Here is an 18,607-nt window from a genome sequence, read left to right as displayed (position 1 = left end):
GTAAAAGTTAAATATAGATAAGGTGTGAGAAACTGATTTAAATAAAAAAGAGTAGAGCTCATTAAAATTGCAGGAAACGACTTTCAAATGATAGCAATTGCTTATGCTATCGCATTGAATTATAAGAGGAGGGATTGAGTTGAACACAATTTCAGCATACGGTTTCGAAACACTAGACCTAAGCTAAAACTACACGTATAATCCTCTCCACTTTGGCCCCTTAGCTCAGTTGGTTAGAGCAGTCGACTCATAATCGATTGGTCACTGGTTCAAGTCCAGTAGGGGCCACCAAATTTTAGCTGTTAAATCAGCGTATTAAGCCACTTCTTAGCAAGTGGCTTTTTTGTATCTGAAAGCCAGTGTCTCAAAAGTGTCTCAGTGATTTTCAGTATCACTTTTTTAAGAGGGTTGATGAGTATGGATTATTCTTCTGCATCTAATGAGGTTCTTGTCTCTGAACTAGCAAGATTAAGTGGTGGTAAAAATACAATTGCAGCACGCAAAAAAAGCGAATTTATTTACATCATAAGGCAGATGGGGTCTCAAGAAACTCCTCTAAGTGTTTTTAGAGGTGATCTTGATGGAAGAAAACATCGCGTTGTACTGTTAACAGATACTAATTTGTATTTAGTTAGTTCAGGGCTTTTTAAAGGTCTAAGTTTTGAAAAGGTATTATCTAAAGATATAGTTAATATTGATTCCAAGAATCACTTATTGAGTTGTACATTAACTATTAGCCTAAAAAATTCCCAATTAATTTTTGGTGGAGTTGATAAAGAATCTGCCTTAATGTTTTCTAATGCTATCAATTCATTACAAGCAGCAGAAAGTAGTACTATCACACCGCCACCAAATACCACAAATCCTAGCCCAGTGAAGTCTGATACTGATTTACTCATTGAAATACTGGAAAGGCTTGAAGAACTTAAACACTTTGATGTTATTACTAACAAGGAGTTTTCAATAATAAAAGAATTCTCTTTATCAACAACCTCAAATAATAAATTAGAAATTAATATTTTAAAGCTCTGTGATGATATAGATAAACTTAGCGATTTAACTAATGATGGTGTTCTTACTAAGAAAGAGTTTACACAACAAAAAGACAGGCTTCTGGCTCCACTTCAAATATCTGAATGATTTATTTTTTCGTGACATGTCACAGCGTGATTTATTTTTTAAAAAGTATGTCACGCTAATTTCTCCAAATATTTTTGTAACTCATTTCAGTTTTTCAATTCCTCTTAAGCCGCATGGTTACTGGCTTTTTGAAATTATGCGGCTAATATCGCGATCCAATGAAACCCACGTAAAATATGAAATATTCATATATTTCATTGTGTTGTGTTTTTAGCGCGATCTATTTCGTGATCTAAAAACTGAAATCTATTGAAATTCTTTTCACACATTTCAGTTTGAGATTTTTGGCAACTCTCTAGTATTGGCGCGGCTTGGCGATATGTTTTGTAGAATTTTAAAACTGAAATAATTTTTAGATCCAAATTGTGCAGGCGGGTGCGGTGTAGTGCGTTTTACGTGGTGAAATCTTTTATTTCGTGGGCGCTGTGACTCGCCAGCGCAATACAGTAAGTGCGATCCATTTTATTTATTGCGTGATGTGGTTGGGTAATTGGCGCGCTCTGAGTTGCGCTCAGGCTGCTATATTGGATGCATAAAAAAGCCCACACTCGGTGGGCAAATGGTGGACGATAACTTTACTTACCAATGACGGGAGAATACTTTTTATTCAAGGTGTCTGACTTGGTGCCTGTGCCTTTGATATCTTGCGCGTTTAATGGTGCGCCTGTATTGCTGTGAGTGTGTGCTGCTGTCAATTCTGCTAATTCTTTCACTACATCAAGTGTGTCTATCATTAGCTGTGCGACGTTGATTTGCTGGTTACCTATCCAAACAACAGGGGCAATAATTTGTTGCTGTGCGCCTGCGATACTTTGTTTTATTTGTCCAACTTTCTCTATCAGCTTTTGTCCCACGGTGATAGTTGAGTTTTGTCCAACATCAAGTGTCATGTCTTTTTCAATACTGGCGACATAATTTGATGATGTGGCGATTGAGTAGTCACCCTCTGATAATTGCTGTATAGCGCCCGCTAGTAATTTTCGTGTACCTAGAATGGTTAATGTGTCGCTGGCCTGTACTGTGGTTTCCCTCGCGACCAGTTCGCGCTGTTCTTTGTCCGCTTTGATAATACGTAACATTGACGCTTCATTAATGCTTTGGTCAGTTTCACGGTTCCAGCTCCCATCTTGGGTTACACGCTGAAAAACTTCTTTGCGCTGTTGCTGCAATTGCTCCCCTGGTTGTATGTCCGGTAGGGTATTATTTTGACTGAGCGTTTGCCGGATAAACGGTTTATCTGGCCTGCCGCCCTCAAAAGCAATTTCGACTAATGTTCCCTCCGGTGGAAATTGAAACATACCGCTTTCACCGCCTGCCATTGGTAGTGGTAAAGGTACGGCTTTGTAAGTTGGTGCGGCTGATTCGTTACCGTCACTATCTAGCAATTGTACGTCAACGGCATATTTCGGTCTGAATGGGTCAGAAATATCACCGGCACTAACTGACTCGCTCGGTGATTCAATTCGCGCGAATTTTGGTAAATGCAAACCCGCTGATAATTCGGGATAAGCTTTATCAATTTGCTTTTGAATTGGACTCTTATTTTCGGCTTTCCCTGTCAGTGGATTTGCGGCTGTCCAATAGAGCGTAATATCGTCATTTTCAAGCTGAATTTTATTAACCCGCTGATTATTTACCACGGTTCCAGCACGTAAAGCGGGGATTAATGGATAAGTGGCGCTGTTACCAGCAGATTGATTTTTCGAAAACTCTGTAGGTATTTCGTGGTTATCGGCTGTGAACATCGAATCAACCCAACTGCCGACAAAAACTTTACCATCGGGCATTTGGTACCACACATAATCAGTGATACTAAAAACTGCCCCTAAATTAGTGAGTAGTTGATATCCGGTACCATTGTGGGTGAAATGAGGAATAGGTGTATTGATATATTTCGCATCGGGTAAAATAAAGGTTAGGCCGCTATTTTCGTGTAGATAGTCGGTGATGGTTTTTAATGTAGGGTGCTGGAATGAACATGGCCACATTTTATCAAACAAGCCAACGAGCTCACGAACAAATAATTTTTGAAAGCCATTATCGGCAGGTTGTGACCGCTCAACATATCCAGTGAAATACCGATACAATGAATCCGTGTACCCCGTATCAAAGCGAACTAATTTACCTATGTAATCATTTTCTGTCTCAACCGTCAAAAAACCACGACCACAGGCTGATAGTTCAAGCATGATTTTAGCATCCACAATATGGACTTCATCATTAGATAAATAACAACGGCTAATCGGTTTCATTATTATTTATTCCCATAATCATTAATCGGTTTCAAAACCGTACTTTCAAACCATGTTAATTCGTCTTTTTCTTCTTGTGACTCTGCCGTCGGTGCTTTCGGGTTGCCCGTCTGCTTTTTCGCTTTGACTTGGGCTGCGGCTCTGGCGTCTTTTTTCTCAGAAACAGATAAATGCTCTCTTAATGTGAATGTGACTTGCCACGCCATCTGCCCGTCAATTTCACTGGCATCAATATTGTTGGTAAAAGTACCAATGCGAAAATTAATCGCTTTAGCTGTGTGGTTTGCCACCCGATAACGTTTTAGCTTTCCGTTTTCGGTGGCTCTCGCTAAGGTAAATAGGCGTGTGAGTATTTTTTCATCAATAAAATTAATCACGCCCGTTATGCGCAACTCTTGTGGCTTAATGCCTTGCTCTGCAACGGATGTGCTTGACGTTTGACCGGACTGGTCTTTATCTTGAAATTGAATTGACGAATTAACTTTGATGTTTTTCAGCGGAATAGCTTCACCATCAAGGGCGAGCGTAATTGTCGGGTTCTGTGCTGTTGATTGATTTTGTTGGATCATGAAGCATTCCCTTTAGTGGTGCAAGTTCGCTTCCTGCGAACAGTGTAGCCAATGTAAAAATGGCATCTGGCTCAGGGATATCTTTTTGTAGCTGTTCCGCTAAATAATCACCTGTACCTTTGCCCGTAAAACTCCAAATAACCACGGATTTTCCAAGTAAATCCGTGAGTTTATTGCCAATCTCTTTAAGCGCGGTCTCTCTCGCTGATTTAAATCCTGACATCGCTGATTTCATGGTATCGATACTGCTTGCACTGCCCGCACTGTTTTTGGTCTGTTCAATCAGTTGGGCATTAATTGTTGCCCGACTTGTTGATGTTGATAGTGCCTGTGGCTTGGGTAAGCCGCCAAACTGTTTGCTCGGCAATTGCATTTTGGTAACTTGCAGATTAGCCGCTGTTTTTGCCATACGTTCCACCTGTGAGAAAACAGGCAATGGAAATACAGACGAAAACACTTGCAACAATGACATAAATTCGACTTGTGATTTAGCGCACACCATCATGACAACAATGTCAGTTTCACCCGCACCCGCTAATTTCTTTGCAATGTGATTAATGGCGTTGGTTGGGCTTAAATAGCAGCCTGTATCGGTTTTTTGCCCAAGCCCGTAAACAAATGGGTGAGCAGGCACCATCGAACATGTTAACCCCGACATAGTCGGGGACATTTTCATCAATGATTTACGCCATCTTGGATGAACTATGGTTTCACTGGCCATTCGATATCCGGTACGGTTGAGGTATCAATCTCAGATACTTTGACACTGTAAATTTCCCATTGCCTAAGAAGCTCAATTTCTTCATCGGTTGCCATTCCTAAGCGCACTTTGCGCTCAAGCATTAAGATATTTTGCTCTGCATCTTCTAACCGCTGCGATTTTTCGCTTTCAGCTTGTTCGACTAGCATCGCTTTTTGTGCTTCTGTATCTGTTACCCACTTTTTGCCATTCCACACGTCAAACTCAGTTTTGGGCTCTAAAAGCGTTAATGTGATGGGCAAATCACCAATAAAATCAATATCAATTGCCTGTCGATTTTCTGTGCTGTACGCTGTTTTGCCGCGATAGTCTGTGACATGAAGCCATGACTTCTCATCAGCACTTCGCACAATGGCAATGTTTTCTTTAGTTGGTAATTCGGGTTTATCTAAGTAAGCATCAGCGACTACTGACCCACCTAACGGAACATTATCCAACGATGCTCTGACATATTCTCGTGTGTACGGGTCACAAATGTAAACTGTTGCCCACCCTGAGACAGTTGCAAGTCCATCTTTGTCAAATTGTGCTTGTCGAATTTCAGTTGTGTATTTCATTATTTCACTCTCGTTATTAAAATTTTAGCCACGTTTTTCATGCGAAATTCATTCGCGGTTCGCACTTGGTTTGATGCATCAAATTTTGCTTTAGCTATTGTTAGACCTGCGTCACCTGCTGATGCAATTCTATTTGATGTGGATTCTGTCGGTGTGAATGCACCATTTGCAATTGTGAATAAGCCATTCGCTGTCCATCCAATTTCGCCTGTGATATTCTGCATTGCATCTTCTTGATATGTGCCAACTTTACGCCCCGCATCAATGCCTTTTCCATTATCTGCGATACGGATTGCATACCCGCGGTCATCAGGCAATCTTAGTGATGGGAAAATCTTGGCAAGTTCAGGGTGCGTAACAGCCGAAAATGAACGCCCTTCATTAGGCCAAAAGAATTCCGCTCTAGGGTGATTTACATCCCACTCTCCGTTCCACAAAATAGAGCCGCCAATCGGAACACTTTGGAGGTCTTCGCTCCCTGATAGGTCACGCAAGTAGCCATTTCTATCCGTTGTAGTATTGGCAGTTGTGTAAAAATCTTCCCATTCTTTTGTGGTATTATTTTCTATATTACGAAAACCTACTCGACCATTGTTAGTAAAGGCAAGCTGAACACCGTAATTTCTATTTACATAACCAAAAACATTTAAAAAATGATGATTGGTTTTCTGGTAGGTATCAGTTTGAGAGGCAGAATAAGCATACCCTATGGAATTAAAACGATAGTCTGATAATAATGAAATACCACCAAATACGGCACCCGTATCCGACATCCAGCCACCATCCCCCAAATGCATTAAGGTGCCGCTTTTTCCCTGTAATACATGGGTATGATATTTTTGGTTATCAGTCGATGAGACAATGCCCGTTTTTCCGCCACGCGTTTCTAACTTAACGATATAGCTATTATATTTTGAAGCGACATCACCTTCGGCTGTCACATTTCCTGAAATGTTCCCACCCGTTTTATCAAACTTCCCATTTAACCCGCTGTTTAATGCTGCATTCGTTGCATAGTCTCCGGCAGGGGCATAATCTCCGGCTGGTTGTTTCTTGCCTAATTCGGTAGCCAGAAGCTGTTGACTAACCACCAACTCTGTACTATTCCCCATTTGATGGGTAATACTGGCTTTATCAATTTTTTTACTTAAATCTAATTTTAAACGAGCTTCTAACGCGCTAATTTCTTGACTACTTAATGCCCCCATCTGGCGTAAATCTTTCACATTACCGGATGCGTCAATACTGGCAATGGCGAATACTTGATGCGTAAATCCAGCAGCATCAACATAATTATTCAATGTTGCGGCAGCAGTAATTTTAATGACTGTGTTCCACTGACTAACAATGTTGCCCTGATAAGAAAAATCAGCGTAAATCTTAGTATTGCGCAGGCCATTTAAAATCTGGTTTTGTGCCAGTTCACCGCGTAAACCGCCCACATAACCCAAGCCTTTTTTAACGGTATATTGTTCACCACTGCGAGTGACTTCAAAGCCATCATTAAAAAAAGCCGCTGCTCCGTAACTATCAACGTTAATCAGGCGCTGAATTTCATCAATGCCCGACAAGCGAGCAGTAAAATCAATCTGCCACGTTTCCGCACTGGTTTTGATTTGGGTTTCTTCGGCTGCGCCCTGAAATTCCAAGATAAATGAACGGGTTAATACATTTCCTTGCTGCCCGCTTTGGGTTTTGAGTTTCTTTTGGGTTGGCGCGTGCGTAATCATAGCCACTGTGCCAGACGTTTTATTTAATAAGCCTATCCAGTTGAAATCAAAGTTACCAATGTCAGCACCCATCGTGACGCTATAGGCCACGGCATTTTCGCTGGCTAAACCTGCTTTATTGACCGTTTGACGGTGAACAATTTGATTTGCAGGGGGTAATTTTTCATTGCGGTCAATCGGCTGTGCCGGGTCTAAATTCGGCACGTTAGCGAACACGAATTCATCCAACAATACGGCCTTACCGCTTGCCGCTTCTTGGGCTTTCCAATTTTCGAAAGCTAAAGTAATAACTGATGCCATGAATGTAGTCCTTTACATTAATGATGCGCCAAAGGTTTCACTTGACGCGGTAATTTGTCCAATTCGAATAAATAATGGCTGATTTGGGAGCGTGGCGTAATAGCAAATATACTCGGCCTCAACAAAGCCCACTCGCATTCCTAACTCATGCACCGCCATGACCTCAAAGCGATAGCGTCTGCATGTTCGCCCGTACTGCCTAATGATTTGTAATAACAAATCCGGGTTATTGGCAATTTGACCATCACTGACCCGTAAAATAATGACGTCCCAGTCAATATCCGGTTGTCGCTCGTTAATTTCGACATAGCCCACACCAAGGCGTTTAAATATCTCAATAAATCCTGCAACACTGCCGGAGTCTTTAGCGTTGATAAATGCATATTTCACGCGCTTACGGTATAAATCCAACGGTTCATTATTAAAGCGGTGGATATCGCGCTGATAGGCCAACAAGTTTAATAATGGCTCGGTGCATGTATCGGGGTCTAATTGCGCCAAAGGCCACGTTAACCAGCTATAAATTATTTCCCAAAACCGCTTTGCGGCTCGCAATAATGTGGCAAGCTCACCAAGGTTCATCCATGACGGCAACTGCAATCGCTTTAATCGTTCTTTAAACTCGGGCATTTTGCACCTCTATCGTGAGCGATTTTAGGCGTGGGACGCTTAAATCACTGACAATGTCGGGTATGCTAAACACAATAGAATCCAAGACGGAAAATTGTTTATGTAACTCACGGCCTAAATTTGAGAATGAAAAACGTGAATATGGCCATGTTTTTTTAACGTCATAATTGGTGTTTTCACGAAAGGCGCAGCGTACTAAATCACCCGTATCTTGTTTAAGTTTTTGCAATTCCTCTGCGGTAAAGTTTTCCACGCTTTGCACAAATAAAGTCACTTTTAATACGTGCTGTGTTTCTGGCATGGGAAAACACTGCATATCATCACCGTGTCCGTGGTGGCCTTGTGCATTAATATAATCATTCACTTTGTCGATAAATGGCTGACTAGTGACACCACTGTCTAATAACAAATAGGCGTTAGCCGTTCCCGCGCCGCGCGGTGCATCATGCAAAAAGAAAATACGGTCAATACTCAAGCCGACAACATTCGCTATCATGCCGCGATACACTGCGTCAGTGTGATATTGACCGACTAAGTTATATTGATTGCGACAGCGGTCACGCAAATCATTGTCGCTTTCTGCATTCGCACCCGGAACTAATAACCAATTTTCTTCACTTTGAACGCGCTCAATACCTGTAATCGCGACGGGTAAAATACGAAAATAACCAGGAGCAAGATTGTAAGCCCCTCCGGCATTTTCAGCGATAACCGGCACTAATGCGCTATCGGTATTTATCGCTTTAGTTTCAACGGTTTTCATACTGTAAATAATTCCGTTGATACGCTCTGTTTGCACTATGGTTCCGTCAGGAATGGTGACTGTTCCCGCACCTGCGGCACGATAAAAACGGATGACGCCTTTTGCTTCGGTGGCAGGTTTGCGCGTTAAATTGACGCCCCATGCAAACATATCTAGCCATTGCCCTGATGCGGTAGCTAAATACATATTTTTCAAGGTGACATTAATTAATGCTTCCGTGAGCCAGCGAACAGGCTTTGTTACAATGGTATTAATCAAGCGCCAAAACGGTGACATGTCCGAGGTGTTAGTAACAAAGCCCTCATCGTGGACAATTTCCGCAAATTTATCGCTAATTTCTTCCTCTGAGACAGGCATCCCGCTATCACGTAAAACCTGTTCATAATCAATTTCAGGGATTTTTTTACTGTTCATAATTTACCCCTAAATTGATACGGCCAAAATCATACGTATCCGCGGTTACCCAAAGTCGCTTAGTATTTTCTTCATCAATCACAACGGCACCCGGAACTAACCGTTCATCACTTTCAACCAAAATTTCCATTTGCGTGCGAATGTCCGCGCGTAATGTTGGGCTACGTTCTGCCACTAATTGGGTGGCGAGTCCGCTTTCAATAATACGGTGTGCCACATCTTGGGTGATTGATTGACGGTTATTGCATAACTCCGGTTCATTGCCGGAGTTTAATGTCAAATCTCGGTTTGTAATTAATAAATCAATGTAGAGTAAGTTATCCATTATCAAGCGCAGTCCATTCCGCTAAATCCGTTGGTGACATTCCGTTTGTCACATTGATATTTACTGTATCGTATCGCTTGCTGTTATCAATCGATTGGGTTCGGTTATTGCTGATTTGCCGACTAATGCCGCCTTTCTCTACACCGCTAAGTTGCCCACCGACTAATAAACCTGCCGCGCCTGCTGGGGCGGGTGAACCGTCAACGGTTCCGGTGGCTTTGGTTTCAATATTGACGCCCGGCAAGTAATTTAGTGTTTCTACAATGGTGTTATATACACTACGAAAAGAATCCGTAATTGATTGCCAAACCTTTGAAAAAATAGCTTTAATACTATTTCCCATTGCTTCAAATGTTTTATCAATAGGTGAATCACTAAAGAAATTGCAAACCGTATTCCACCCATCCGTAATGGCCTGCCACGTTTGAATAAATGCAGTCTTCAAAGTGTCAATCACTATCATGATCGCCTTGAATGCCCATGTATCAGCAAAATAGGCCGTAAATTCTAGCCACTTTTGTGACATCCATTCCCACGCCTGCATAGCAACAAGCCCGACGGCATGCACTGCAATCGCAACCACTTTAAATGCTGTTGTGTTCATTACTGCAGCTTTAACATCATCCCAATGTTTAATGAGTTTATAAATGCCATAAGCTAAAAGCGCGATAGCGCCAATAACTAATAAGACAGGCCAACTCATAAATGAAAAGCTAACACCTGCCGCCATTGCAGCAATACGCACCGCTAACAATGTGCCGCGAATAAATTTAAGGGCGGTATTCCATGCCAATATTGCTGTGCGATATAACCAAATAGCAGCAGTGCCCATTTTTAGCACACCACTAAATACCCCCATGGTGATACTTAACCCTGCCATGATAAATTTGGAAATGCCCATCACGATATTGGCGGCAGCACCTGCGGCAGCAAATCCGAGTGTGCCCATTGTGATATAACCGACCCAGCGCGCAATGTTGGGGAATAACGTAAACCATCGTACAAGGGTTTGACCGCCTTCCGCGAGTTTATCGATTAATGGGGTAATGACAGGTAATAACGTCATACCAATGGCGATACGGATAGATTGCCAAATAGACATAAGCCGTTCCCACGGATTGGCTAATTTTGCGGCTTGCTCCGTGGTGCGCTTCATTCCATCACTGGCACCTAAGAAACCAATATTTTTACGCAAAATATCAACATTGCCATAAAGCTGTTTGACCACGACGGCAGAATCACCAAAGGCCGCTTCAATTTCTTTTTGGGCTTTTAAATTGCCCTCAATACTCTTGCCATATTTGCCCTGCAATTTATCCAGCATTTCAGGCATGGATAACATCTGACCTGACGCATTGACGAATGACAGGCCGAGTTTTTTACCGCTATCGGTAGCTGTTTTGAGGAATGCTTCATACGCTCCCGACGACTCACCGCCTAGCGTTCTTTGCAGTTCACCCAATACCGCAAGCTGCTCATCAATCCCGACGCCAAATTGCGTACCTGCATTTTTTGCGCCCTCCATCAAACCTGTTATTTCAGCCATCGATACGCCAAAGGCTTTTGACATATACACGGCCTTACCTGCTAAATCTTCGGCAAATTTAACATGCCCAACGGTATTTGCTTGGCTTTCAAACTGGTTAAACATTTGCCCCATATATTCGGTGGCTTCGGTTGATGTAGTTTTTAATGCCGCTGCGGTTGTGTTTGTGATACGGGTTAATTGCGGCAAATCTTGCTGCGTGACATTGTTAATGGCTTTGCTGATTGCCGTAGTGGAATTGACAAAATCAATGGATGATTTTCCGTATTGGGATGCGAATTTCAGGGCGTCTTTAGACACTTTAGACATGATGCCATCATCAATACCCTGTAATGATGCACTCATCATGGCATCATTCATTTCAATGGCAGGGTCAAGGATGCTTTTAATAGACCAGAACGCCCCGGCAAGACCTGCACCGCCTACAGCAATTTTACCAAAGGCGACTTGGCTATCTCTAGCAAAATTAGAGACAGCCGATTGCACTTGTCGAATAGGCTTTGTGATATTGTCGATAAGGCTGAGAGTAAAATCTAACTCGCTCATGAGTCACCTTTAAACGCTAATACAATTCCGTTTGCGACTGCAATTTGCGTGTTTTCCCAGTGACGGTTATCTAACCAGATTGCAGTAGCGATATTTTCTTCCGTGTCCGGCTCATGAGGTAAATAGTGTTTTCTGAGCGCAATGAATTGCTCTAACTCATTGCGCTCAATTGCACGAACACGGTTTTTTAGTTTTTTACGCTAATTTCCAGCTTTGGCGCGTATTCTTTGTTTACTGCTTCGGCAAGTTGTGCGGCAGCCCCGGGAAAGCTGAGTAATTCGTCTAAATATTCTTTGCTTTCAGCGGTGACAATACGTTTTAAATAAGTGGTGAGCGGGGCAACTTTATTGTCCATCGACATATCGTTAATCATGCCATTATAAGCCGTGATATTTGGCTCAAAGCTAACGTCTTTTTCATTGATAGTTAACGTAATAATTTTTTTAGTCATGAGATAGTTCCTTTCTCTTTCTGATTTCGTCCGTTAATTGGTTGTGCCGTGCGGCACATTGACCGTATAAAATAGCCATTTTTTCTAATGGCTCTGATATATCACGGCCTGTTGTTCCCGCGAGTCTCGGAATGTCCGTCGAGCATTTTTTTAACAGGTTTTCCTGATAGTTCACGCTCGATATTGTCGGCGGTTTGGTTGTACATGCTGACAAACTCATCACTAACACAAACGTTAGTAAACACAGGCTTAATAATTTCAGTGCGTATTTCTCTGGGGGCAGCATTGGCAATCCCCTCCAATTGTTCTTCCAGCTTTTGACCGGACTCACTCGATATTTTTTCAATATCCCCTTTGATTTTTGCTGCTGTCCTACTTGCGGTTAGCTCAATGCTATCGTGATATAAGCTGTTGACTTTCCAACCCGCGCCAAAGGCACAGGCCAATAAAGCAATTATCAGCGCGAGTTGTTTTGTCATATTAATGCATATCCTTTTTCGAATTCGGCAATGCCCCAAGGTTGCTGCCCCGCATTTTCGACACGAGTAATGGCATCCGCTAAAGCAAACAAAACGTCTTTTTGCATAACAGATAAGCAATCATCAGGACTAACCCCTAACTCTTTTGCGACACGCTGAATATAGCCCTCCGTGTTATTTTCCACTGGCGGTGCATAACGGTTAATAATTTCACGAATAGAGCAAATTTTGTGTTTGCGCTCATAGTTACGCATTAAAATAAACAGTGCCCGATACCCCCATTCCGGTGCGATAAATCGGCAAAATGATTTATCTGTTTGCTCAGGGTGTAAACCTCGCCATTTATCACCGTGGCGGATATTACCGGGGTTATTGTTACGAATTCCTCTTGGTGGTAATTTGCTCATTGCTTAAATTTCCCTTTTAACAGTGCGCTTCCACGTTTTCTAATCCACATTTCAACCGCTTGGTATCCGGCAATCCCTAATGCGGACGCACACCCAACAAGGGCAAGCGGAGAAAGGTCGGGGATCCAAATTAAAAGTGCAGCGGCAGCGACAGAGGTTGCCGCCCCTAAAATCACCCGACTCACAAATAACTTGATGGTGATAGGTTCAGCCCCTGTTAGCATTTGACCAATGCTAATTAGCGCCCCGATAATAACCATTGTAATAAATGTTTTTTCGTGTTCTTCCATGAACAAATTATCCCTATTATCCGATAAGGGTTTGAGTTAACTCAGATTCCAAATAAGGAATACCTTTAATACGCACAAAATCAGGACTGGTGACCAGATATTTAATTTTGTGAGTATTGAGTGCGCCACCTTTGGGGTCAGTATCTAAAATATCAGTCAAAATCAATTTATTACCGAATGATTCGACTTTCATTTCTTCATTGCCTGCCTTGGCATACCATAAGAAATCCATTGGCTTAATCCCACGCCATGAACCTGCCGCCCGCGCTTTTGCGACGATAATCTCAAAATATTTTGTACTAATTTCGATTTCACCCTCTGCGCTCACATCACCCGCGACAAAACCGTCGGGTATACCTTTGGTTTGCGCGGCTGCGGTATTATCAGTAATGGATAGGCTCACTTTTTCGACGTGAATTAAGTCACCATCAATATTAAAGTCAAAGGATTGACCAGATAAACGTTGGCTCATTATGCGCTCTCCAAGCTAGCATCCAGTAAGATACTGACCGTAATTCCTTTCGGACATTCATACGTTCTTACTGTGATATAAATTTCAACAGTATTTTTGGTTTTCCACACAATCACGACGTCATTGTCTTGCGGTGGCTTGCACTCACCGGGGAACGTAACACCGTTAATTTCTGCACTGCGTGACATTTCACGCATGGTGCGAGCAAAATAGGATTTGTGGGTTTCGATGCTGTTTGGTGTACTGTTTAAGCTACGGTCTGCAATTTTTGCAATAGCTTGTAAACGAACGCGACGCGCGACTTTATCAACAATACGCAGGTTTTCAATCGCTTGAAAATCACCGCCCTCAATATCTAAAGTGCGACCATCCGACCAATACATGCCGTCATAGTCGGGGTACCACATTGGCACGCTATAACGGAGTTTTTCCAACGCTTGCAAGGTGGCTAAATCAATTTCTACACCGCTATCGTCTTTAGGTTTATCAACGCTACCTAAATCAAGCAAAGTGCCTGTTTTCACCCTAGCCGGGCTATCAGCAATGGTAACCGCACGGTTACATAAACGACCCGCCAATACGCCCGCTTCATTTCCCCAAAATGTGGGCACTAATTGAATAGATTCAACCGCTTCGCCTTTTTGAAGTTCACCAAGGCGCGTTAATGCTAGTTGCCACGTTTCTTTTGCTTGTAACCCTGCGACAGAAAGAATTGCCCATGTCCAGCGCCCAAACTTCGCCATTAAATTGGCGCGGAGTGTTTGCGCGGCCTTAATGGTGGCTTTGGTGGTATCACCGATATAGACATAGCCCTCAACACTGGCAACAGATTGCGCTTTCATGACCGCATCAACAAAATCGGTTTCGGCTGCGCTCTCCGGCAAGACGTGAACATAACCAAACCAGTTCTGCCCAGCATTCGCCATTGCTGCCTTGATATTCGACTTTAAAGGGCTATTTTCTACCCCCAATAATGTATCTAAATCAGTTTGAGTATTAATAGGTAAGGTTTCACCAATATGGCTTTTCCCTTTGCCCACAAACAGCAAAACACGCTCAATTTCTTTAGTTTCGCCTTGTAACTGATTGACTTGATTAACCTGAATGTTAGGCCACATAGTTAAGTCCTTTTATTTAATATCCTGCGCTTTAACATCAGCGCCAAATCCAATCCCTTGTAACTGCCTTGCGAGTGCCTTTTTAAAATCGCTGTCGCTCATGCCTAAAAAAACACGGGATGGAACATCTATCGACCATGTATTTTTAGGTGGCTTTTCACTTAACTTTCTAATTAATAAACCTGCTTGCCCCATATCCATATTTTCACAAATATGCTTTACAGTTGGTTTTTTCCAACGTTTCCCAGATTTAACCTGATATCCTAAATCACGTAATTTTTTTGCTTGTTTCTTTGTGGCTTCACGCTCAGTTGTTTTTTTTGATTGAACATCACGTTTTCTTATTGTTGCTTTCATTCCATGTTGTTGAGTGAAACCAACAACACCCGCACTTAATTTTTTACCGCCACTATGATAATTTCCACCTTGTAAATAAATTCTTACCGAATCTGTTTCAGGCATCTCCCTGATATGCAATAATTTAGGCATATTACGAAGCATTTTTTTCTTATAATTACTTTGCCTTTTTTTCCAAGCTTCACCATCAGGCGATTGTTGATTTTTAACATTTCGTTTTGCTGATGCAATTACGCCATGTTTCGCCATGCGCCATAAAAAACGCTGTTTTTTCTTTTCTGGTAATTCAAGGTTTTTTAACGCTTTTTGCATTTCTGCAAATTGCTCTTTGCTCAATTGGCCTTTAATTATCATTTTTTACGTCGCTATAAATTTCAGCATGTTCTGCGTATCCAAATTCGGTATCTGCCAGTGACCAACGTTTACCATCAAAAGGAACAATCCCGTTTATGTCTTCTTTCATCACAACGGGCTCAGCGAGTGAAATTGACACAATGACAACAGCTGTTTCGTCATCAACTTCAACAATCATAGATGGCGGTTCTTGTTCGATATTGCTATTGCCTAACTCGTTATCTTGTTCACATGCCCACGCATCAATTAGCAAAGGGATATAATCAGGATGAATCAGTCGATAAGGAAAACGCCCCCATGAAATGACAGCTTCACTTTGTCGTATCATCATTTGATACTGGTCTAAACCTAAATCCCGATGGGCACGAATAAACTGTATTTCGTCCATTTCGCTTTTAAATTCAACGTCGCAGACGCGTAGCGGTAAATTGGTTTTTAAAAAATCAGTTAGACTTTTTAATTTATTCATATCATCGCCACCGTGACACGTTTTAAGCCTTTCATATTTCGGATAACAAATGCGGCTTCTGCGAGTAAATTATTCTTTGTTTCAGGGTTTTCTTGCTTCGGATTCGCCGCACGACTGACAATTGAGGTTATTTCACCTATCAAATCCGCTTTAGCTCGTGCGTAGAGTGCTTTTTTATATTGCGCACATAATGCGTTTTGTCCGTTAGCTTTAGCACCCGGTGCATCACTGGCAGTGTTATAACCTTTAGACATTAATTGTCTTTTCAGTGATTCCAGCGATAAATTAATTTCAGCAACACTGGCTAATAACGCATCCGTTAATAACTCATGATTTAAATCCGGTGGTATTTTCCGCTGTTTTTGAAAATCAGCTAAATTAATATCAGGCCAAAAAACATCATTCGTTATTTCAACGGACTGATAATTTAATTCATTGCCATTGAGCATAATATTTTCCTTACCGCAATTTTAATTAGATATCGCGATACAAGAGCCATTACAGCAAGACTTACACCTGTGATAATAAATCCCGATAAAAATAGAAACGCAATTGCGAAAACGTTATTAATTAAATAGAAAAGTGCTCTTGGCTTTGAATTAGTTTCATTAAATATTAAAATAAATTCTCTACAAATTCCCTTTTGCTTTGCATCACCAAATGAAAAACAAAATAGAGCTAATGAAATCGACGCGGAAATAATGTAATAAAAAACAATAGATACCCACGCCATTGAAACACCAATATCCGTTAATATTTCAATATCAAATTTATTACCGACAATTAAACTCATTGAAAATACCAGCGCAAAAAATACACCTATCATCCATGCTTTCATTTTTTATCCTTTAAAAAATCGGGCTGACTGGCTTCCAAGATTGAAAGCAATAAATTGCATCATCTCCACCACGCCCGATTGGCTTGCGGTAGTCGTTTTTATTCGGCTGTTAACGCTCGAATGCGCATTGCGATCCGTTTTAAGTGCGTATCAACACCCACCTTAGGATTAAGCTGTCGTGCTTTTTCCATATAGGATGCGGCCTGTTCCAATGTATCGACACAGTCAATGGCACTGGCTTTCGCATCCTGATTGATATTGCTTCTTAGCAAATTCAATGCAGCAAATTTGTAGTATTTCGCCCTGATTTTTTCGTGAACTCGCCATTTTTCAGTGACATTTTTAAAGGTTCTTGAAAAATAAGGCTCAATACTGTTTCCCGCTTCATTTTCCAATGTTGCCCACGCTAAGATAGTGTCAGCGACAAAGGCCGGAAAATTACTGCGGAAATTGTCTGGGGTGAGCTGTCCTTGCTCAATGGCAATATCTGCCCAATCCAATCCCTTGTCGAAATCCCCAACATCAAATAGCCAAACGGTGCAGTAAGCAAAAATCGGGTTTCGGTAGACCTCCCCCTCGGACAAATAGCGTTCAGCGGTGGGAAGATAAGCGGGGAGTAACTCCCGCTTTTTCATTTCCACGCGGTCAGCCGTTGTCGGTTGCTCACGCAATCTTTTGACATCCTGCTCAATCGCTCTCGCCTGTAAGTGCATACTAGCACCATCTGCGATAGTGACGGCCTGTTGCTGTTCTAGCTTTTGGCGTAGTTCAACGCTAGCCCGATGACGTTGAGCAGGTGATAACATGGTTTATTCACCGACCTTTTCAGCAGGTTCAGTAATTTCACCAATTGTGACCGCGCTTTCATCATAAGCGGCATATAACTCTGGATATTCCAGCGCATATCCTTCATTACGCAGATATTTGTTTTCATACTGCTTACGGTCTTCTACAAACTCCGCTTTACGCTGACGCGTATTGCGTTGGGTGTAGATATGCAGGTTTGACAGATATGTCACAACCATGCGTTTGCCCGGCATAAATGGCGGGATAATCGCAGGGCGACCCGCAATTGTGGTTCCCAACATTTGAGCTGCGATTTTTTCTGTTGGTTTGTCAGCCGCTTGATAAAGTCGGTATTGTTCAGCCGCGACTAAATCAGGCCCAACTAATACAACTAAGCGTGGGTCACTGCGGTATTGCACCGGAATACAGGTATTAATCAGGTCGGATGCCATTGCATCTAATGACCGATAATCCCCTTTATCATCTAATTTGACTGGGTCAGTAATTACCTGTTTACCACCGTCCCAATCTTTTGCGATTTGATGCCAACCAATATTGACGTCTTCTCCGTTCGGATAGGCTTCAAAATCTGTTGATTTTGCTACATGCGTACCATTCCAACCGATTCGGATCATATCTAATGCAAACGTTTCATTAGTAAAGGCTTGCATGCGTTGGAAAAACTCATTTTCAGATCCCGAGTTCGCCCATACAGATAAAAGCGCCCAATCAAGTGCTGCACCGGAATCAGTTTCAACCAGTTTATATTCATTACCATCGTTCGCAGTTTGACGAATAAAACGCCCACCTTGCTTACGACCTGTAAAAATACCGGGGTTTCCTACTGATACGACTTGCCCTTGGAGTTGGTCTACATCAGCACATGTAATCATGTTTAAGAATGCAGATTGCTCCATCAACGCATTGCGCAATGATGTTTCTTTTGGATCAGTTATGGCAAAGTATTTTGACGTATCGTCAACCCCATAACTTTTACGCAGACCAGCTTCATATTCTTTTAGAAACTGCCTTGCACGAGTATTTAATTGCATGG

The 18,607-nt window shown here is 42.0% G+C and carries 23 protein-coding genes and 1 tRNA gene; 2 read left to right on the top strand and 22 right to left on the bottom strand.

The annotated features are described in order from the left end of the window. Positions 1–214 precede the first annotated feature (214 nt). Both FVA69_RS17025 and FVA69_RS17020 read left to right on the top strand, forming a co-directional pair. Positions 215–291 (top strand) — tRNA-Ile (locus FVA69_RS17025). Positions 292–417: 126 nt separating this feature from the next. Then, positions 418–1,140, top strand: coding sequence for a PH domain-containing protein (locus tag FVA69_RS17020; protein WP_164529160.1), 723 nt, complete (start codon positions 418–420; stop codon positions 1,138–1,140). Between the two features lie 575 nt (positions 1,141–1,715). Here FVA69_RS17020 and FVA69_RS17015 read toward each other — a convergent pair. The 22 genes from FVA69_RS17015 to FVA69_RS16915 form a co-directional block, all read right to left on the bottom strand. After that, positions 1,716–3,392: a hypothetical protein gene (locus tag FVA69_RS17015; protein WP_164529159.1), complete on the bottom strand. Its 1,677-nt coding sequence runs from the start codon at positions 3,390–3,392 to the stop codon at positions 1,716–1,718. 2 nt (positions 3,393–3,394) lie between these two features. Next, positions 3,395–3,961 carry a hypothetical protein gene (locus FVA69_RS17010; protein WP_164529158.1) on the bottom strand — a complete coding sequence of 189 codons (567 nt, stop codon included), beginning with the start codon at positions 3,959–3,961 and terminating at the stop codon, positions 3,395–3,397. Beyond that, positions 3,906–4,682, bottom strand: coding sequence for a hypothetical protein (locus tag FVA69_RS17005; RefSeq protein WP_238789260.1), 777 nt, complete (start codon positions 4,680–4,682; stop codon positions 3,906–3,908). Before FVA69_RS17005 ends, FVA69_RS17010 begins: the two co-directional genes overlap by 56 nt. Further along, positions 4,664–5,278 (bottom strand): tail fiber assembly protein, encoded by a 615-nt coding sequence (locus FVA69_RS17000; RefSeq protein WP_164529157.1) that lies wholly within the window; start codon positions 5,276–5,278, stop codon positions 4,664–4,666. The genes FVA69_RS17005 and FVA69_RS17000 overlap by 19 nt, the downstream gene beginning before the upstream one ends. Continuing rightward, the gene (locus FVA69_RS16995; RefSeq protein WP_164529156.1) at positions 5,278–7,308 is read right to left on the bottom strand and encodes a phage tail-collar fiber domain-containing protein; all 2,031 of its coding nucleotides are present in this window, start codon (positions 7,306–7,308) and stop codon (positions 5,278–5,280) included. Before FVA69_RS16995 ends, FVA69_RS17000 begins: the two co-directional genes overlap by 1 nt. A gap of 12 nt (positions 7,309–7,320) precedes the next feature. Continuing rightward, a complete protein-coding gene (locus tag FVA69_RS16990) occupies positions 7,321–7,938 on the bottom strand; it encodes a phage tail protein (RefSeq protein ID WP_164529155.1) in 618 nt (205 codons plus the stop codon). After that, positions 7,925–9,115: a baseplate J/gp47 family protein gene (locus FVA69_RS16985; RefSeq protein WP_164529154.1), complete on the bottom strand. Its 1,191-nt coding sequence runs from the start codon at positions 9,113–9,115 to the stop codon at positions 7,925–7,927. The genes FVA69_RS16990 and FVA69_RS16985 overlap by 14 nt, the downstream gene beginning before the upstream one ends. After that, on the bottom strand, positions 9,105–9,440 hold the full coding sequence (locus tag FVA69_RS16980; protein ID WP_164529153.1) for a DUF2590 family protein: 336 nt from the start codon (positions 9,438–9,440) through the stop codon (positions 9,105–9,107). The genes FVA69_RS16985 and FVA69_RS16980 overlap by 11 nt, the downstream gene beginning before the upstream one ends. Then, on the bottom strand, positions 9,433–11,532 hold the full coding sequence (locus FVA69_RS16975) for a phage tail tape measure protein (RefSeq protein WP_164529152.1): 2,100 nt from the start codon (positions 11,530–11,532) through the stop codon (positions 9,433–9,435). Before FVA69_RS16975 ends, FVA69_RS16980 begins: the two co-directional genes overlap by 8 nt. Next, positions 11,529–11,612, bottom strand: coding sequence for a DUF6890 family protein (locus FVA69_RS21850; protein ID WP_375084321.1), 84 nt, complete (start codon positions 11,610–11,612; stop codon positions 11,529–11,531). The genes FVA69_RS16975 and FVA69_RS21850 overlap by 4 nt, the downstream gene beginning before the upstream one ends. Positions 11,613–11,719: 107 nt before the next feature. Continuing rightward, the gene (locus tag FVA69_RS16970; RefSeq protein ID WP_096864679.1) at positions 11,720–11,983 is read right to left on the bottom strand and encodes a putative phage tail assembly chaperone; all 264 of its coding nucleotides are present in this window, start codon (positions 11,981–11,983) and stop codon (positions 11,720–11,722) included. Between the two features lie 101 nt (positions 11,984–12,084). Further along, a complete protein-coding gene (locus FVA69_RS16965) occupies positions 12,085–12,462 on the bottom strand; it encodes a hypothetical protein (RefSeq protein WP_164529151.1) in 378 nt (125 codons plus the stop codon). Continuing rightward, positions 12,459–12,869, bottom strand: coding sequence for a structural protein (locus tag FVA69_RS16960; RefSeq protein ID WP_164529150.1), 411 nt, complete (start codon positions 12,867–12,869; stop codon positions 12,459–12,461). Before FVA69_RS16960 ends, FVA69_RS16965 begins: the two co-directional genes overlap by 4 nt. Further along, entirely contained in the window at positions 12,866–13,159 is a 294-nt protein-coding gene (locus FVA69_RS16955; RefSeq protein ID WP_048608858.1) for a phage holin family protein, read from the bottom strand. Before FVA69_RS16955 ends, FVA69_RS16960 begins: the two co-directional genes overlap by 4 nt. Before the next feature lie 16 nt (positions 13,160–13,175). Beyond that, the gene (locus FVA69_RS16950; protein ID WP_164529149.1) at positions 13,176–13,631 is read right to left on the bottom strand and encodes a phage protein; all 456 of its coding nucleotides are present in this window, start codon (positions 13,629–13,631) and stop codon (positions 13,176–13,178) included. Continuing rightward, the gene (locus tag FVA69_RS16945; protein WP_164529148.1) at positions 13,631–14,749 is read right to left on the bottom strand and encodes a DUF2586 domain-containing protein; all 1,119 of its coding nucleotides are present in this window, start codon (positions 14,747–14,749) and stop codon (positions 13,631–13,633) included. The genes FVA69_RS16950 and FVA69_RS16945 overlap by 1 nt, the downstream gene beginning before the upstream one ends. A gap of 12 nt (positions 14,750–14,761) precedes the next feature. Next, positions 14,762–15,460, bottom strand: coding sequence for a hypothetical protein (locus FVA69_RS16940; protein ID WP_164529147.1), 699 nt, complete (start codon positions 15,458–15,460; stop codon positions 14,762–14,764). Continuing rightward, positions 15,450–15,929, bottom strand: a complete 480-nt coding sequence (locus tag FVA69_RS16935; RefSeq protein WP_164529146.1) for a phage tail protein — start codon at positions 15,927–15,929, stop codon at positions 15,450–15,452. The genes FVA69_RS16940 and FVA69_RS16935 overlap by 11 nt, the downstream gene beginning before the upstream one ends. After that, a complete protein-coding gene (locus FVA69_RS16930; RefSeq protein ID WP_164529145.1) occupies positions 15,926–16,378 on the bottom strand; it encodes a head completion/stabilization protein in 453 nt (150 codons plus the stop codon). Before FVA69_RS16930 ends, FVA69_RS16935 begins: the two co-directional genes overlap by 4 nt. Beyond that, positions 16,357–16,767 carry a hypothetical protein gene (locus tag FVA69_RS16925; RefSeq protein WP_164529144.1) on the bottom strand — a complete coding sequence of 137 codons (411 nt, stop codon included), beginning with the start codon at positions 16,765–16,767 and terminating at the stop codon, positions 16,357–16,359. The genes FVA69_RS16930 and FVA69_RS16925 overlap by 22 nt, the downstream gene beginning before the upstream one ends. A gap of 98 nt (positions 16,768–16,865) precedes the next feature. Beyond that, positions 16,866–17,573 (bottom strand): phage terminase small subunit, encoded by a 708-nt coding sequence (gene gpM / locus FVA69_RS16920; RefSeq protein WP_164529143.1) that lies wholly within the window; start codon positions 17,571–17,573, stop codon positions 16,866–16,868. Between the two features lie 3 nt (positions 17,574–17,576). Then, positions 17,577–18,605, bottom strand: coding sequence for a phage major capsid protein, P2 family (locus FVA69_RS16915; RefSeq protein ID WP_048608874.1), 1,029 nt, complete (start codon positions 18,603–18,605; stop codon positions 17,577–17,579). Between the last annotated feature and the right edge of the window lie 2 nt (positions 18,606–18,607).

The sequence above is a fragment of the Providencia sp. PROV004 genome (assembly GCF_011045615.1).
GTDB classification, from domain to species: Bacteria; Pseudomonadota; Gammaproteobacteria; order Enterobacterales; family Enterobacteriaceae; genus Providencia; species Providencia rettgeri.
This window is presented reverse-complemented; position numbering and strand designations above follow the sequence as displayed.

Excerpts from the sequence above, each read along its gene's own strand:
- FVA69_RS17005 (WP_238789260.1), bottom strand. The coding sequence starts at position 4,682 with ATGGCCAGTGAAACCATAGTTCATCCAAGATGGCGTAAATCATTGATG.
- FVA69_RS16915 (WP_048608874.1), bottom strand. The coding sequence starts at position 18,605 with ATGCAATTAAATACTCGTGCAAGGCAGTTTCTAAAAGAATATGAAGCT.
- FVA69_RS16930 (WP_164529145.1), bottom strand. The coding sequence starts at position 16,378 with ATGCTCAATGGCAATGAATTAAATTATCAGTCCGTTGAAATAACGAAT.
- FVA69_RS16945 (WP_164529148.1), bottom strand. The coding sequence starts at position 14,749 with ATGTGGCCTAACATTCAGGTTAATCAAGTCAATCAGTTACAAGGCGAA.
- FVA69_RS16970 (WP_096864679.1), bottom strand. The coding sequence starts at position 11,983 with ATGACTAAAAAAATTATTACGTTAACTATCAATGAAAAAGACGTTAGC.
- FVA69_RS16990 (WP_164529155.1), bottom strand. The coding sequence starts at position 7,938 with ATGCCCGAGTTTAAAGAACGATTAAAGCGATTGCAGTTGCCGTCATGG.
- FVA69_RS16925 (WP_164529144.1), bottom strand. The coding sequence starts at position 16,767 with ATGAAAGCATGGATGATAGGTGTATTTTTTGCGCTGGTATTTTCAATG.
- FVA69_RS16985 (WP_164529154.1), bottom strand. The coding sequence starts at position 9,115 with ATGAACAGTAAAAAAATCCCTGAAATTGATTATGAACAGGTTTTACGT.
- FVA69_RS16935 (WP_164529146.1), bottom strand. The coding sequence starts at position 15,929 with ATGAATAAATTAAAAAGTCTAACTGATTTTTTAAAAACCAATTTACCG.
- FVA69_RS17015 (WP_164529159.1), bottom strand. The coding sequence starts at position 3,392 with ATGAAACCGATTAGCCGTTGTTATTTATCTAATGATGAAGTCCATATT.
- gpM (WP_164529143.1), bottom strand. The coding sequence starts at position 17,573 with ATGTTATCACCTGCTCAACGTCATCGGGCTAGCGTTGAACTACGCCAA.
- FVA69_RS16965 (WP_164529151.1), bottom strand. The coding sequence starts at position 12,462 with ATGACAAAACAACTCGCGCTGATAATTGCTTTATTGGCCTGTGCCTTT.
- FVA69_RS16955 (WP_048608858.1), bottom strand. The coding sequence starts at position 13,159 with ATGGAAGAACACGAAAAAACATTTATTACAATGGTTATTATCGGGGCG.
- FVA69_RS16995 (WP_164529156.1), bottom strand. The coding sequence starts at position 7,308 with ATGGCATCAGTTATTACTTTAGCTTTCGAAAATTGGAAAGCCCAAGAA.
- FVA69_RS16975 (WP_164529152.1), bottom strand. The coding sequence starts at position 11,532 with ATGAGCGAGTTAGATTTTACTCTCAGCCTTATCGACAATATCACAAAG.
- FVA69_RS16940 (WP_164529147.1), bottom strand. The coding sequence starts at position 15,460 with ATGATAATTAAAGGCCAATTGAGCAAAGAGCAATTTGCAGAAATGCAA.
- FVA69_RS16960 (WP_164529150.1), bottom strand. The coding sequence starts at position 12,869 with ATGAGCAAATTACCACCAAGAGGAATTCGTAACAATAACCCCGGTAAT.
- FVA69_RS16980 (WP_164529153.1), bottom strand. The coding sequence starts at position 9,440 with ATGGATAACTTACTCTACATTGATTTATTAATTACAAACCGAGATTTG.
- FVA69_RS17020 (WP_164529160.1), top strand. The coding sequence starts at position 418 with ATGGATTATTCTTCTGCATCTAATGAGGTTCTTGTCTCTGAACTAGCA.
- FVA69_RS16950 (WP_164529149.1), bottom strand. The coding sequence starts at position 13,631 with ATGAGCCAACGTTTATCTGGTCAATCCTTTGACTTTAATATTGATGGT.
- FVA69_RS17000 (WP_164529157.1), bottom strand. The coding sequence starts at position 5,278 with ATGAAATACACAACTGAAATTCGACAAGCACAATTTGACAAAGATGGA.
- FVA69_RS17010 (WP_164529158.1), bottom strand. The coding sequence starts at position 3,961 with ATGATCCAACAAAATCAATCAACAGCACAGAACCCGACAATTACGCTC.